This is a genomic window from Lysobacter sp. 5GHs7-4, from assembly GCF_021284765.1.
In the GTDB taxonomy this organism is placed as follows: Bacteria; Pseudomonadota; Gammaproteobacteria; order Xanthomonadales; family Xanthomonadaceae; genus Lysobacter.
Genome location: NZ_CP089924.1, coordinates 4,236,683 through 4,249,901 on the forward strand (window position 1 = coordinate 4,236,683; position 13,219 = coordinate 4,249,901).

Below are 13,219 nucleotides of genomic sequence, written 5' to 3' on the forward strand. Positions count from 1 at the left end.
TCATGTCTTGGGTGGTGCCAGCGAACCGGCGGATGCCTTGCGGGTATTGAGATTGAACGTGGCGCCCTTGGTGAGAATATGCACGCCCAGGCCGAGCAAACACACCGGCTCGTTCTCGCCGACCAGATGCATCGACGAGAACTGCAGCTCGTCGGCATCGACCACGGTGACCGAGCCGCTGCCCTCGACCTCGATGATGTTGTCGGGCGAGATGAAGGCGGCGGTGTCCTCGTCCAGCCCGATGCCGACCGCGAACGGGTTGTAGGCCAGCGACGCCACCAGGCGGCCGAGACGGTCGCGCTGGCGGAAATGCTGGTCGATCACCACGCGGTTGGTCAGACCCAGGCCGGGCGCTAGCCGCACGCTGTTGGCGCGCGGCGACGCTCCCTCCACACCGTAAGCGATCATGTGCTCGCTGAGAATACTGGCGCCGGCGCTGGTACCGCCCACGGTCACGCCCTGCGCGTTGCGCGCGCGGATCGCTTGCGCCACCGGTGTGCCGCCGAGCATGGTCGAAATGCGGATCTGGTTGCCGCCGGTGAAGAAGATGCCGCTGGCGCGCTCCAGCCGTTCCACGCGGCCCGGCTCGTGGCAGTCGCGGCGGGTGTCGAAGTCCATCACCTCGACGTGCGCCGCGCCCAGCTCCAGGAACAGTTTCTCGTAACGGTCGCCGGTATCGGCCAGACGGCTGGCGGTGGGGATCACCACCAGGTCCGCGGACGAACCGCCGCTGAGCTTGAGGAAACGCCGCAGGATCGCGGTGTCGTTCTCTTTGTCTTCCGCTCCGCCGATCGGAACGATCCAACCCCGTTGTTCGCCATCGGGGATTCTGCTGGGGGCCATCTATTGCTCGCTTCTGCTTAACTTGAACGGGTGAACTGCTGCGTTTGAATTTGCGGCGGCATCGATTTGCGGCGGCTATTGTCGCGCCGGCGTCTCGAACTGGCCATGGCGCAGGATCGCGCCATCGCGCAGGTGGGCGATGCCGCCGATGAACACATCGTGCGCCGCGCCCTGCTCGTCCAGGCTCACCAGATCGGCGTCGGCGCCGACCTCGATGCGGCCCTTGCCGTCCAGGCGCAGCAACTGCGCGGGGTTCAGGGTGTAGGCCGGCAGCGCGCGTTCCAGCGCGACGCCACGCGCGAGCACCGCGTTCAGGCTGTCCAGCAGCGCGCCCGACTCGCCCACGTCCATGCCGCACACGCGCCCGTGGACGTCGAAGCACGGCAGGCAGCCGCCGGCATCGGAACTCACGGTCACCCGCTCCGGCGGCGCGCCGCTGTCCAGGTAACGATGCAGCGCCTCGTCGGCGCTCCAGGCGTCCTCGCCCTCCTCCACCGGAAACGCGGTCAGGTCGATCCAGCAGCCGCGGCGCGCCAGTTCCAGCGCTTCCTCGAACAACGCCTTGCGCCGGTTCACATGGGTCGGGTTGAACACGCGCGCCGGCAATTCGCTGCGCTCCAGCGCCTGGCGCACCAGCTCCAGACCGCGCGCGCCGTCGCCCAGGTGCAGATGCACGATGCCGGCCTTGCCGCTCATCAGCCCGGCCACATGCGCCTCCGAGGCCAGCCGCAGCAGTTCGTCCAGGGTCGGCTGGCTGGAGCGGTGATCGCTGATCGCGACCTCGCCCGCGCCGATCAGCGGTTCGACGAACACCACGTCGCCGCGCACGCTGCCGGTCAGGGTGGCCGGCGGCAGGTGGTAGCCGCCGCAGTAGCCCCAGGCGCTCAAGCCTTCCTCGCGCAGCGCGTAGATCGCCGCGACCAGCTCGCGGGTGCTGCGCGCCAGATCGTCGGTGCCGAGCAGGCCGACCACGCTGGTCACGCCGGCACGGGTGTAGCGCGACAGCATCGGCGCCGGCACGCGCGTGCGGAAGCCGGCTTCGCCGCCACCGCCGGTGACGTGGACGTGGCCGTCGATCAGGCCGGGAATCAGGCGCCGGCCCTGCAGGTCGATGCTGTCGGCCAGCACCGCCTCGGGCAACTCGGGCGCCTGCGCGCCCATCCACAGGATCTTGCCGCCGCCCAGCAACACATCCTGGCGGCCCAGCGGCCGCGGCGCGTACACCTGCGCGTTGCGCAGCAGGCGCAGTCCGGCGTGCGGCGCGGTCTTACTCATCCTGCGGTCCCCGGGTCCAGCCGTACGCGCGCTCGACCTTGGCCACGCGCAGTTCGTAGCGACCATACCAGTGTTTGCGGCCGCGCTCGCGGGTGGCGGCGTGTTCGAGATTGCGCTTCCAGGCCACGATCGAGGCCTCGTCCGCCCAGTAACTGACCGTGATGCCATAGCCGTCGGCGCCGCGCGTGGACTCGACACCCAGGTAGCCCGGCTGCTGCGCGGCCAGTTCGACCATGCGGTCGGCGGCGTCGCCGTAGCCGGCATCGTCCTGATCGGTGCGCTGCGAGCTGAAGATCACCGCGTAGTACGGCGGCGCGGGCAGTTTGGCGAAGGGGTCGCTCATGGTCGGACTCGCTGGCGAAGGCTGGCGATAAGGGATCAGCGAAGCATCAGGACGCCAGCCGCCGGGTCGCGGCGACGAATTCGTCCAGCTTGGCGCGCGCGGCGCCTGAGGCGAGCGCGGCGCGCGCGAGCGCGATGCCCTCGGCGATGCTGTCGGCGGCGGCGGCCGCGTACAGCGCCGCGCCGGCATTGAGGGCGACGATCTCGCGCGGCAGGCCGTCGCGGTTCTCCAGCGCCTGCAGCACCATCGTCTTGGATTCGGCCGCGTCGGCCACGCGCAGGTTGCGGCTGGCGGCCATGGCGATGCCGTAGTCCTCCGGGTGCACCTCGTACTCGCGCACCACGCCGTCGCGCAGTTCGCCGACCAGCGATCCGGCGCCCAGCGACAGCTCGTCCATGCCGTCGCGGCCCCAGACCACCAGCGCGCGCTGCGCGCCCAGCTCCTGCAGCACGCGTACCTGGATGCCGACCAGGTCGGGATGGAACACGCCCATCAGAATGCTGGGCGCGCCGGCCGGATTGGTCAGCGGCCCGAGGATGTTGAACAGCGTGCGCACGCCCATCTCGCGCCGCACCGGCGCCACCACCTTCATCGCCGGATGGTGCACGGGCGCGAACATGAAGCCGATACCGGTCTCGTCGATGCAGCGCGCGACCTGCTCGGGCTGCAGCTCGATGGTCGCGCCCAGCGCCTCCAGCACGTCGGCGCTGCCGGACTTGGACGAGACGCTGCGGTTGCCGTGCTTGGCGACCTTGGCGCCGGCCGCGGCGACCACGAACATGCTGGCGGTGGAAATGTTGAAGGTATGCGCGCCGTCGCCGCCGGTGCCGACGATGTCGACCAGGCCGCTGCGGTCGGCGACCTCGACAGGGCGCGCGAACTCGCGCATCACCGTCGCCGCGCCGGCGATCTCGCCCACGGTTTCCTTCTTCACCCGCAGGCCGGTGAGGATGGCCGCGGTCATGGTGTCGGAGACTTCGCCGCGCATGATCATGCGCATCAGCTCGACCATCTCGTCGTGGAAGATCTCGCGATGCTCGATGGTGCGCTGCAGGGCTTCTTGGGGCGTGATGGGCATGGCGCGGTCCGGTCAGAGCGAAGCGTGTTCGAGGATTTCCTGTCCCATCAGCACACAGTCCTTGCCGTCGCGCCAATACTCCAGGCGCATGCGGTACTGGCCCTTGTAGACGTAGCCCCAAACCTCGAGCACCTCGAAACGCTGCTGCTTGTTGGCCGGATTGACGATGGACGGCAGCGGCTTGGCCGGGCCGGAGACCTTGGCGCGATCGTCGCCGTCGGTGTGGAATTCCAGCAGCTTCTGCGCCTGGATCAGCGCGTCGGCGGCGCAGGCCTTGCTGGACGGCTGGGTCGCGGCGTGCGCGCCGCCGGCCGACGCGGCCAGCAGCGCCAGGGCGAGGAGTCGATGCGAAAGCTTCATTCAGCGCTCCAGGAAATTCTTGAGCAGGGCGTGGCCGTGCTCGGTAAGGATGGATTCGGGATGGAACTGCACGCCTTCGACCGGATGCTCGCGATGGCGCAGGCCCATGATCTCCTCGAAGCTGCCGTCCTCGTGCTCGCTCCAGGCGGTGATTTCCAGGCAGTCGGGCAGGGTCTCGCGCGACACCACCAACGAGTGATAGCGCGTGGCCTCGTAGCGGTCCGGCAGGCCGGCGAACACGCCGCGCCCTTCGTGGCGGATGCGCGAGGTCTTGCCGTGCATGATGGTCTGGGCGCGGACCACGTCGCCGCCGTAGGCCTGGCCCAGGCTCTGATGGCCCAGGCACACGCCCAGGATCGGCACCTGCGCGCCGAGTTCGCGGATCAGTTCCAGCGACACGCCGGCCTCGTTGGGCGTGCACGGACCGGGCGAGATCACGATGCGCTCGGGCCGCAGCGCCGCGATCTGGGCCACGCTCAGATCGTCGTTGCGGATCACCTTCACCTCCGCCCCCAGCGCCTGCAGGTACTGCACGAGGTTGTAGGTGAAGCTGTCGTAGTTATCGATCATCAAAACGGACATGACGCGTCTCGAAAGCGGGGGAGCGGGGCGTGGGGGAAAGTCGTGTCGGGCGATCCTGCGTCCGCCACGGCCATGCGGACGCCGGCCCGCGATTATCCGGCCGCGGGCGGTCCACGGGAAATAACCATCGCAGGGGATGCGCGCGGGACGTCGCGGGGACGCGCGCGGCGCCGTCAGGCGGAACGGGACGGCGAACGGAAGAACTGTGGATCGGGGGTGCAGAGGTCACGCGGAATGTCCCGGAAGGTCGACGAGGCAGAGACGGAGGCAGCACGCCACCATCGCCAGCCCGGAGCGGCCTTGGACGGGAATTGCGGGTTCGCGCGAACGGTCATGGCCCTACTGTAGCCGCTAAGCGGCCGCGAAGCGAAGGGCCGGCGAGCGTGCTGCCCGCGCTCAGACCCGCTCCGGCCCGGCCGCGGCCAGCACGATACGCACCTCCAGCCCGGGCGCGTTGTCGCCCAGGCTGACGTGGCCGCCGTGGCGGTGCGCGATCGCGCGCACCAGGCTCATGCCCAGGCCGGTGCCGGGCGAGCCGCGGTGCGCTTCCAGGCGCTGGAAGCGGTCGAACACGCGCTCGCGATCGGCCACCGGGATGCCCGGGCCGCGGTCGCCGATGCGCAGCGCCACCTGGCCGCGCTCACGGCGCAGGCCGACCTCGACCTCGCTGCCGGCGGGCGCGTACTTGACCGCGTTGTCGAGCAGGTTGACCAGCATCTGGAACAGCTGGTCGGCGTCGCCGCGCACGGTCGCGGCGGGCTCGTCCGCGCGCGGCGCCTGCACGCGCAGGACGATGCCGCGCTCGCCGGCGCTGGGCGTGTACAGCTCGACCGCGTCGCGCGCGAGCTCGGCCAGGTCCAGCGCCGGCTCGTCGTGCACCGGCGGCTGTGCCTCGATCCGCGCCAGCCGCAGCAGCGCGCCGAAGGAATGCAGCAGCTGGTCGGTCTCGGCGATGGCCGCGTCCAGCTCGGCCTCGCGGCCGGCGCCGTCGGGGCGCTCGCGCAATTCTTCCAGGCGGTTGCGCAGCCGGGTCAGCGGCGTGCGCAGGTCGTGGGCGATGTGGTCGGTGGCGTGGCGCACGCCGCCCAGCAATTCGCCGATCCGGTCGAGCATGCCGTTGAAGCGGCGTGCGAGCCGGTCGAAGGCGTCGTCGCTGCCGTCCAATGCCACGCGCAAGGCCAGCTCGCCGCCGCCGACGCGTTCGGCGGTGTCGTCCAGATTGCGCAGGCGCCGCGACACCCAGCGCTGGGTCAGCCAGCCGATCAGGGCGCCCAGGGTGGTCGCGACCAGCAGTGCGGCCAGCGCGGTGCGCAGCATCAGCGCCAGGAAGCGACCTTGCGAGCGCAGGCGCACGCCCGTCAGCAGCGTGTCGCCGCCGGACAGGCGCTGCAACTGCGCGACCACGCGCAGGCGCTCGTCGCCGTCGCGCTCGACGAACTCGGTCCAGCGCGGGCTGCGCGCGTGCGCGAGCGGATGGCCGTCGTAGCGGCCGGCCAGCACGCGGCCGTCGGCGCCGATCAAGGCGTAGACCGCGTCGGGATCGTCCTGCGCATCCAGGCGAGCGCGCAGTTCGGTTTGCAGCGCGGCGCGGCCATGCTCGCGGTACAGCTCGACCAGGCCGGCGGCGTCGGCGCGCACCACCTCGCGCGCGTCCTCCACCAACAGCGCCGACACCGCGTAGTGCACGCCCGCACCCAGCAACACGAACGCGATCAGGAACGAGGCGGTGACCGCCAGCGCCAGACGGCGGCTGGTGGAACGCAGGATCGGGCTCATCCGCCTAGCCGGTAGCCCGCGCCGCGCACCGTGTGCAGCAGCGGCTTGGGATAGCCCAGATCGATCTTCTGCCGCAGGCGGCTGATGTGCACGTCGATGACGTTGGTCTGCGGATCGAAGTGATAGTCCCAGACCGCTTCCAGCAGCATGGTGCGGGTGACCACGCGTTCGGCCTGGCGCATCAAGTATTCGAGCAGGCGGAACTCGCGCGGCTGCAGCTCGATGCGCTTGCCGCCGCGCCGCGCCTCGCGGCTGAGCAGGTCCAGCTCCAGGTCGGCCACGTGCAACCGGGTCGGCTCGCTGCCGCCGGCCTGGCCGCGGCGCAGGATGCTGTCCAGGCGCGCGCTGAGTTCGGCGTAGGCGAAGGGTTTGACCAGATAGTCGTCGGCGCCGGCGCGCAGGCCCTCGACGCGGTGATCCACCTCGCCCAGCGCGGTCAGCAGCAGCACCGGCGTGCGGTTGCCGGCGCCGCGCAGGGTCTGCAGCAGGACCAGGCCGTCCAGCGCGGGCAGCATGCGGTCCAGCACGATCGCGTCGTAGCGCTCGGTGGTGGCCAGGAACAGGCCGTCCTTGCCGTTGTCGGCCTGATCGACGGTATGCCCGTCCTCGCGCAGGCCCTTGGCGATGAAGCCCGCGGTGTGGGGATCGTCTTCGATCAACAGGACGCGCATGCCGACTCCCGGATTCCGCAAAGGAATCCCGCAAAAAGAATACCCCGCCGGGAGGAAGCCGGCGGGGCAGCCACCTGGGGTCGAGGTGGGCTTCGGGGACGCAGGAAACGGCGAAACGAAGGAGGGTTCGCAGACTTGCGGATTTACGGACTTACGGAAGACTTACCGAACGGGGGGATCAGCTCTTCTTGGCCTCGGCGGCCTTGGCGTCGGCCTTCTTCGCCTTGTGGGTCTTCTGCTTGACGGCGGCGGTCTTGGCCGGGGCGGCGGCGCCCGGGGCGGGGGCCGGCGCGGCGGCGAACGCGGAACCGGCGACGGCGGTCAGGGCGAGCGCGAACAGGGCATTGCGGACGTTCATGGTGTGGCTCCTGGGCAGGGACTGCGGAAGTTCGGGTCTTTGCCGGTGGGGTCTGTCCCCAGCGCAGGATCAGATTGCGCGCCGGCCCTTGCCGGCGAGCTTTCCGCCGCATGAACTTTGCGTAATGTTCGGCGGGGGAAGCGGGCACGGGCTCGCTGGGGCTACACGCGAATGCGCAGCCCATCGCGGCCTATGACCGAAGGAAACCCCGCAGGACACCGCCCAGGCCGCCGCCGCGATATCGCTTTGGGGTAGCAGCGGCGTGAGCCGCGATGGGCTCCGTGTGCGGCGAGGTTGCGAACTTGCGTCGCAGGTGCGGTGACGCGGTCGCGGCTTACGCCGCTCCTACCCAAGGCTACGTCGTCGTTGGAGCAACCAAAGGAACGGCCTGAGCCGCGAGGGCAAGGAGCGGCGTCATCGCGCTCTAGCGACGACGCTTAAAGCCCGCGCGCCGCCTCGGCCACCGCGCGGAACAGCGCGCGGCCCTTGTTCATCGTCTCTTCCCATTCCTTCTGCGGGTCGGAGTCGTAGACGATGCCGGCGCCGGCCTGCACGGTCAGGCGGCCGTCCTGGATCACCGCGGTGCGGATGGCAATGGCGGTGTCGGCGTCGCCGTGCCAGCCGATGTAGCCGACCGCGCCGGAGTAGACGTTGCGCTTGATCGGTTCCAGCTCGCGGATCACTTCCAGCGCGCGGATCTTGGGCGCGCCGCTGACGGTGCCGGCCGGGAAGGTCGCGCGCAACACTTCGGCGTAGCTCAGGCCGTCCTTGAGGCGGCCGGTGACTTCGCTGACGATGTGCATGACGTGGCTGTAGCGTTCGATCACGAACTGCTCGCCGACCTCGACCGTGCCGGCCTCGGCCACGCGGCCGACGTCGTTGCGGCCCAGGTCGATCAGCATCAGATGCTCGGCGCGCTCCTTGGGATCGGCCAGCAGCTCGGCTTCCAGCGCGTTGTCTTCTTCGACCGTCTTGCCGCGCGGACGCGTGCCGGCGATCGGGCGCACGGTGATTTCGCCGTCCTGCAAACGCACCAGGATTTCCGGCGAAGAACCCACCACCTGGGTTTCGCCGACGTCGAGGAAATACATGTAGGGCGAGGGATTCAGAGCGCGCAGCGCGCGGTACACGTCGACCGGGCGCGCCTTGAACGGCACGCTCAAGCGCTGCGACAGCACCACCTGGAAAATGTCGCCGGCGCGGATCAGCTCCTTGGACTTCTCGACCGCGGCGATAAAGCCTTCGCGGGTGAAGCCGGACACGAAGTCGTCTTCTTCCAGCCCCACCGAATCCAGCGTTTCCGGATACCCGGCGCCGGCGTGGCGCAAGCGGTGGGTGAGCTGGTCGAGACGGCGGTTGGCGCGTGCGTAAGCCTGCGGCTCGCTGGGATCGGCGTGCACGATCAGGTACAGCCGGCCCTTGAGGTTGTCGAACACCGCGACTTCCTCGCTCTGCATCAGCAGGATGTCGGGCGTGCCCAGTTCGTCGGGCTTGTGGCTGCCGTCGGCCTGCGGCGCGGCCAGGCGCGGCTCGATGTACTGGATGCACTCGAAACCGAACCAGCCGACCAGGCCGCCGGTGTAGCCCGGCAGGCCTTCGATGCGCGGCACCGAATGCGCGGCGCGCAGGCGTTCGACTTCGGCGAACGGATCCTCGACGGTGCGGCTTTCGATCAGCTCGCCCAGCTCGGTCACGAACAGGGTGTGGCCGGCGAAGGCGTACACGCGCTTGGCCGGCAGGCCGATGATGGAATAACGGCCGAAGCGCTCGCCGCCCTCGACCGATTCGAACAGATAGGTGTGCGGGCCGTCGGCGAGCTTGAGGTAGACCGACAGCGGCGTGTCGAGGTCGGACAGCACCTCGCGCACGACGGGGATGCGGGTGTAGCCGTTAGCGGCCTGTTGCTGGAAGAGTTCGGGCGAAATCACGCGGCGGTTCCTTCATGGACGAGTGGGCAGGAGCGACGATGGCCGACGGCCACCATCGCCAACCCACGTCGGCGCAAAAGGAATGCGGGTTCGCCCAGGCTTTCATGGCCGACACTGTAGCCGCTTCGCCGCGCGCGCGCGACGGGCCGCGACTACGCGGCCGGCGCCGGCACCGCGCCGGCCAGCAGGGGGCAGTCTTCGGGCAGGTGCATACGCACGCGTGCGGGCACGCAGTCGATGCGGAAGTGGCGCGAGCGCACCGGCTCGCCGTCCAGGTTGAGGGTGAGTTCCTGCGCGCTGTCGATCTCGACGGAGCGCAGGCGCGCGCGCACCGCTACCCGCTCCAGCGCGGCGTGCTGGCCCTGGGTCAGCAGCGTGCCGACGGTGGCGCCGACCTCGCCGGAGAGTTCCGGCACGATGGTCAGGTCCAGCAGGCCGTCGTCGATCAGCGCCTCCGGGCACAAGGGCTGGCCGCCGCCGGCCTGGCGGCCGTTGCCCACGCCCAGAGCGATGAAGTCGCCCTCCCACGCGAAACCTTCGCCGTGCAGGCGCGCGCGGATCGGATCGATGCGGCCGAGCTTGGCGATGCCGGTGATCAGGTAGGCCAGGCCGCCGAGCATCTTCTTCAGGCCCGCGTCGGTCTCGACCGTGACCTGGGTTCCGAAACCGCCGCTGGCGAGATTGGCCGCCCAATGCGTGCCGTCGGCGGCCTGCAGGCGCAGCAGGTCGATCGGCTGCGCCGGACGCGCGCGGATCAGGCGCAGCGCTTGCAGCGCGTCGGTGGGCAGGCCGGCGGCGCTGGCGAAATCGTTGGCCGTGCCCAGTGCGACCAGGCCCAGGCTGGGCAGCAAGCCTGCGGCTTCGTCGCGGTGCGCCAGCGTGGTGGCGACCTCGCTGAGGGTGCCGTCGCCGCCGGCCGCAACGATGCAGTCGGCGCCGTCGGCGATCGCTTCGGCCACATAGCGTTCGGCATCGCCACCCTCCCAGGTCACGCGCACGTCCAGGTCGACGCCGTCGGCACGGATCGCCGCGACCGCCTCGCGCAGGGCGTCGTCGCCGGCCGACTTGCCGTTGAGGATCAGGCGCCAGTGCGGCTGCGGCATCGAGCGAGTCTCGGATTCGGGAGCTGCGAGGCTAGCAGCGCGGCGCTAAGTCGCGGTGAACGCAGACCGCCGCGGTCGCGTCATTGTCATCGTCGCGTCATCGCCTTCCCGGAGTATCGAAGGCCATATCAGGGACGACGGGCGGAGGCTGGATTGCCTCCAATTATTCCGGAAGGGCGCCGCGGCGTCCTTCCCAAACGCCGGGCAGGACGCCCGGCGTAGTCAGCGGAGGACGGCGTCGGAAAGGACGACGCCGTCCTCGTCGGCGCACAGCCAGTCGCCGGGCCGCACGATCACGCCGCCAATCTCCACCGCCACGTCGCGCACGCCGCGGTCGTGCTTGTCGGTCTTGCGCGGGCAGGTGCCCAGCGCTTTCACGCCCAGGTCCAGCGCGCCGATCGCGGCGCTGTCGCGGATCGCGCCGACCACCACCACGCCGGCCCAGCCGTTTTCCACCGCCTTGGCCGCGAGCAGGTCACCCAGCATCGCGCGCCGCATCGAGCCGCCGCCGTCGATCACCAGCACCCGGCCGTGGCCGGATTCGGCCACCGCCTCGCGCACGCGCGAGTTGTCCTCGTGCGCCTGCACCGTGCTGACCAGGCCGTCGAACGCGAGCCGACCGCCGTAGTCGCGCAGCGGCAGGTCGATCACGCGCACGCGATCGCCGTGCAGGTCGCACAGGTCGCAGGTGTTCACCCGCGCGTGCCCTGCACAGCCGCCTTCATGCGCGAGATCACCTCGGCATAGGCCTGCTGGTTGCCGCCGGGCGCGTTGAAGATCGCCGAACCGGCGACGAAGCTGTCGGCGCCGGCGGCGGCGATCTCGGCGATGTTGTCGGCCTTGACGCCGCCGTCGATCTCCAACCGGATCGGCTTGCCGATGCGGTCGATGCGCTCGCGCACGCGGCGCAGCTTGTCCAGCGCCGAGGGGATGAAGCTCTGGCCGCCGAAACCGGGATTGACCGACATCAGCAGCACCAGGTCCAGGTCTTCCAGCACCCAGTCCAGCACCTCCACCGGCGTGGCCGGGTTCAGCACCAGGCCGGCCTGGCAGCCGTGCGACTTGATCAGCTGGATCGTGCGGTGCACGTGCGCGCTGGCCTCGGGGTGGAAGCTGATGATGCTGGCGCCGGCCTTGGCGAAGTCGGGCACGATCCGGTCCACCGGCTCGACCATCAGGTGCACGTCGATCGGCGCGGTCACGCCGTGCTTGCGCAGCGCCTCGCAGACCAGCGGGCCGATGGTCAGGTTGGGCACGTAATGGTTGTCCATCACGTCGAAATGAACCCAGTCGGCGCCGGCCCCGAGTACGGCGTCGACCTCCTCGCCGAGCTTGGCGAAGTTCGCCGAGAGGATGGACGGGGCGATCACGGTGGGCTGCATGGGCGGGGCTCGGGCGGACAGGCCGCCATTGTCGCCTCCGGCCGCGGGCGGGCCAAGCGCGGGCGCGGGCGGGCGCCCGGGAGCCGTGCTCAGCGCCGCTGGCGCAGGGTCTTGATGCGGTCGTAAGCGCCGTTGATCTCGCGCGCCTTGCTCTCGGCCTGCTGGCGCAGCTCCGGCGCGGCGCCGGCGAGGCGGTCGGGGTGGTACTGGGAAATCAAGCGGCGGTAGGCCTGATCGACCTCGGCGTCGCTGGCCTCGGCGGTCAGGCCGAGCACGGCGTAGGGGTTGTCGCGGCCCAGGCGGAACCAGTCGCTGTCGAAGGCATGGCCGATCAGCAGGCCGATCAGCGCGCCCAGGAAGGGGTTGGCGCGCAGCAGCGCCGCGCCGGCGAAAAACCCCAGCAATTTGCCGTACCAGCGTTTGTTCGCCATCGCCGCCGCAATCGCCTGCCCTGAACCGGCGATCAGTCTACCTGCACGCGACGCCCGGCCGGCGTACACTGCCCGGCCCCGTCGCGCCCGCGCACGCGGCCGACATTGGGGATTCCGCCCGCCGCCATGGGGACTACCCGTTGTCGACCACCTTGCGATCCGCCCTTTCCGAATCCCACCTGCCCGGCCTGCCGCTGCGCCATCGCGGTAAGGTCCGCGACGTATTCGACCTGCCGGCCGAACGCCTGCCGGCGGGCACACCCGCTGGCGACTACTTGTTGATCGTCGCCACCGACCGCCTCAGCGCCTTCGACGTGGTCCTGCCCGACCCGATCCCGGGCAAGGGCGAGATGCTGTGCCAGATCAGCAATTTCTGGTTCGGTAAGACCGCGCACATCGTCGCCAACCACCTCACCGGCATCGACGTCGCCTCGGTCCTGCCCGCGGGCACCGACCCGGCGCCCTACGCCCAGCGCGCGGTGGTGACCAAGCGCCTGAAGCCGGTGCCGATCGAATGCATCGCGCGCGGCTACGTGATCGGCAGCGGCTGGAAGGACTACCAGCGCACCGGCCGGATCAGCGGCATCGCCCTGCCCGACGGCCTGCGCCAGGCCGAAAAACTCGCCGAGCCGATCTTCACCCCGTCCACCAAGGCCGCGGTCGGCGACCACGACGAGAACATCGACTTCGACACCGCGGTGCGCACCGTCGGCGCCGAGCTGGCCGAGGCCGTGCGCGACGCCACCCTGCGCCTGTACCGCTACGCCGCCGATTACGCGGCGCAACGCGGCATCCTGCTGGCCGACACCAAGTTCGAATTCGGCACCGACGCCGACGGCCGCCTGTACGTGATGGACGAGATGCTCACGCCCGATTCCTCGCGCTACTGGCCGGCCGACGAATACGAAGTCGGCACCAGCCCGCCCAGCTACGACAAGCAGTACGTGCGCGACTACCTGGAAGCTTTGGGCTGGGACAAGACCCCGCCGGGCCCGCCGCTGCCGGCCGAGGTGATCGAACGCACGCGCGCCAAGTACGCCGAGGCGCTGCAGAAGCTGGCGGGGATTTCGGTCGACTGAGGTCGGCCGG

General features: G+C 70.2%; 15 protein-coding genes. 1 reads left to right on the top strand and 14 read right to left on the bottom strand.

What is annotated here, in order from left to right:
* The 14 genes from LVB77_RS19035 to LVB77_RS19100 form a co-directional block, all read right to left on the bottom strand.
* Entirely contained in the window at nt 1-843 is an 843-nt protein-coding gene (locus LVB77_RS19035) for a cyanophycinase (protein WP_232907713.1), read from the bottom strand.
* Between the two features lie 75 nt (nt 844-918).
* The gene (gene iadA, locus LVB77_RS19040) at nt 919-2,118 is read right to left on the bottom strand and encodes a beta-aspartyl-peptidase (protein ID WP_232907715.1); all 1,200 of its coding nucleotides are present in this window, start codon (nt 2,116-2,118) and stop codon (nt 919-921) included.
* Entirely contained in the window at nt 2,111-2,461 is a 351-nt protein-coding gene (locus tag LVB77_RS19045) for an antibiotic biosynthesis monooxygenase (RefSeq protein ID WP_232907716.1), read from the bottom strand. The genes iadA and LVB77_RS19045 overlap by 8 nt, the downstream gene beginning before the upstream one ends.
* 46 nt (nt 2,462-2,507) lie before the next feature.
* A complete protein-coding gene (gene trpD / locus LVB77_RS19050) occupies nt 2,508-3,539 on the bottom strand; it encodes an anthranilate phosphoribosyltransferase (protein ID WP_232907717.1) in 1,032 nt (343 codons plus the stop codon).
* A 12-nt stretch (nt 3,540-3,551) separates the two neighbouring features.
* On the bottom strand, nt 3,552-3,899 hold the full coding sequence (locus LVB77_RS19055; RefSeq protein ID WP_232907719.1) for a hypothetical protein: 348 nt from the start codon (nt 3,897-3,899) through the stop codon (nt 3,552-3,554).
* Nucleotides 3,900-4,481 (bottom strand): aminodeoxychorismate/anthranilate synthase component II, encoded by a 582-nt coding sequence (locus LVB77_RS19060; protein ID WP_232907720.1) that lies wholly within the window; start codon nt 4,479-4,481, stop codon nt 3,900-3,902.
* Between the two features lie 396 nt (nt 4,482-4,877).
* Nucleotides 4,878-6,257 (bottom strand): ATP-binding protein, encoded by a 1,380-nt coding sequence (locus LVB77_RS19065; protein WP_232907722.1) that lies wholly within the window; start codon nt 6,255-6,257, stop codon nt 4,878-4,880.
* The gene (locus LVB77_RS19070; protein WP_232907724.1) at nt 6,254-6,928 is read right to left on the bottom strand and encodes a response regulator transcription factor; all 675 of its coding nucleotides are present in this window, start codon (nt 6,926-6,928) and stop codon (nt 6,254-6,256) included. Before LVB77_RS19070 ends, LVB77_RS19065 begins: the two co-directional genes overlap by 4 nt.
* 178 nt (nt 6,929-7,106) lie before the next feature.
* Entirely contained in the window at nt 7,107-7,286 is a 180-nt protein-coding gene (locus tag LVB77_RS19075; protein WP_232907725.1) for a hypothetical protein, read from the bottom strand.
* 437 nt (nt 7,287-7,723) lie between these two features.
* On the bottom strand, nt 7,724-9,214 hold the full coding sequence (gene trpE, locus LVB77_RS19080) for an anthranilate synthase component I (RefSeq protein WP_232907727.1): 1,491 nt from the start codon (nt 9,212-9,214) through the stop codon (nt 7,724-7,726).
* 152 nt (nt 9,215-9,366) lie between these two features.
* Entirely contained in the window at nt 9,367-10,317 is a 951-nt protein-coding gene (gene yegS, locus LVB77_RS19085) for a lipid kinase YegS (RefSeq protein WP_232907729.1), read from the bottom strand.
* Between the two features lie 222 nt (nt 10,318-10,539).
* On the bottom strand, nt 10,540-11,013 hold the full coding sequence (rraA, locus tag LVB77_RS19090; protein ID WP_232907730.1) for a ribonuclease E activity regulator RraA: 474 nt from the start codon (nt 11,011-11,013) through the stop codon (nt 10,540-10,542).
* A complete protein-coding gene (gene rpe, locus LVB77_RS19095) occupies nt 11,010-11,699 on the bottom strand; it encodes a ribulose-phosphate 3-epimerase (RefSeq protein ID WP_232907732.1) in 690 nt (229 codons plus the stop codon). The genes rraA and rpe overlap by 4 nt, the downstream gene beginning before the upstream one ends.
* A gap of 89 nt (nt 11,700-11,788) precedes the next feature.
* Nucleotides 11,789-12,130, bottom strand: a complete 342-nt coding sequence (locus LVB77_RS19100) for a DnaJ domain-containing protein (RefSeq protein ID WP_232907734.1) — start codon at nt 12,128-12,130, stop codon at nt 11,789-11,791.
* Nucleotides 12,131-12,282: 152 nt separating this feature from the next.
* Between LVB77_RS19100 and LVB77_RS19105 the strand changes: the two genes are divergently transcribed.
* Nucleotides 12,283-13,209 carry a phosphoribosylaminoimidazolesuccinocarboxamide synthase gene (locus tag LVB77_RS19105; protein ID WP_232907736.1) on the top strand — a complete coding sequence of 309 codons (927 nt, stop codon included), beginning with the start codon at nt 12,283-12,285 and terminating at the stop codon, nt 13,207-13,209.
* Nucleotides 13,210-13,219: the final 10 nt, after the last annotated feature.

What these genes read in the sequence shown, in the direction of transcription:
- LVB77_RS19035 (WP_232907713.1), bottom strand. Translation starts at nt 843, where the DNA reads ATGGCCCCCAGCAGAATCCCCGATGGCGAACAACGGGGTTGGATCGTT.
- iadA (WP_232907715.1), bottom strand. Translation starts at nt 2,118, where the DNA reads ATGAGTAAGACCGCGCCGCACGCCGGACTGCGCCTGCTGCGCAACGCG.
- LVB77_RS19045 (WP_232907716.1), bottom strand. Translation starts at nt 2,461, where the DNA reads ATGAGCGACCCCTTCGCCAAACTGCCCGCGCCGCCGTACTACGCGGTG.
- trpD (WP_232907717.1), bottom strand. Translation starts at nt 3,539, where the DNA reads ATGCCCATCACGCCCCAAGAAGCCCTGCAGCGCACCATCGAGCATCGC.
- LVB77_RS19055 (WP_232907719.1), bottom strand. Translation starts at nt 3,899, where the DNA reads ATGAAGCTTTCGCATCGACTCCTCGCCCTGGCGCTGCTGGCCGCGTCG.
- LVB77_RS19060 (WP_232907720.1), bottom strand. Translation starts at nt 4,481, where the DNA reads ATGTCCGTTTTGATGATCGATAACTACGACAGCTTCACCTACAACCTC.
- LVB77_RS19065 (WP_232907722.1), bottom strand. Translation starts at nt 6,257, where the DNA reads ATGAGCCCGATCCTGCGTTCCACCAGCCGCCGTCTGGCGCTGGCGGTC.
- LVB77_RS19070 (WP_232907724.1), bottom strand. Translation starts at nt 6,928, where the DNA reads ATGCGCGTCCTGTTGATCGAAGACGATCCCCACACCGCGGGCTTCATC.
- LVB77_RS19075 (WP_232907725.1), bottom strand. Translation starts at nt 7,286, where the DNA reads ATGAACGTCCGCAATGCCCTGTTCGCGCTCGCCCTGACCGCCGTCGCC.
- yegS (WP_232907729.1), bottom strand. Translation starts at nt 10,317, where the DNA reads ATGCCGCAGCCGCACTGGCGCCTGATCCTCAACGGCAAGTCGGCCGGC.
- rpe (WP_232907732.1), bottom strand. Translation starts at nt 11,699, where the DNA reads ATGCAGCCCACCGTGATCGCCCCGTCCATCCTCTCGGCGAACTTCGCC.
- LVB77_RS19100 (WP_232907734.1), bottom strand. Translation starts at nt 12,130, where the DNA reads ATGGCGAACAAACGCTGGTACGGCAAATTGCTGGGGTTTTTCGCCGGC.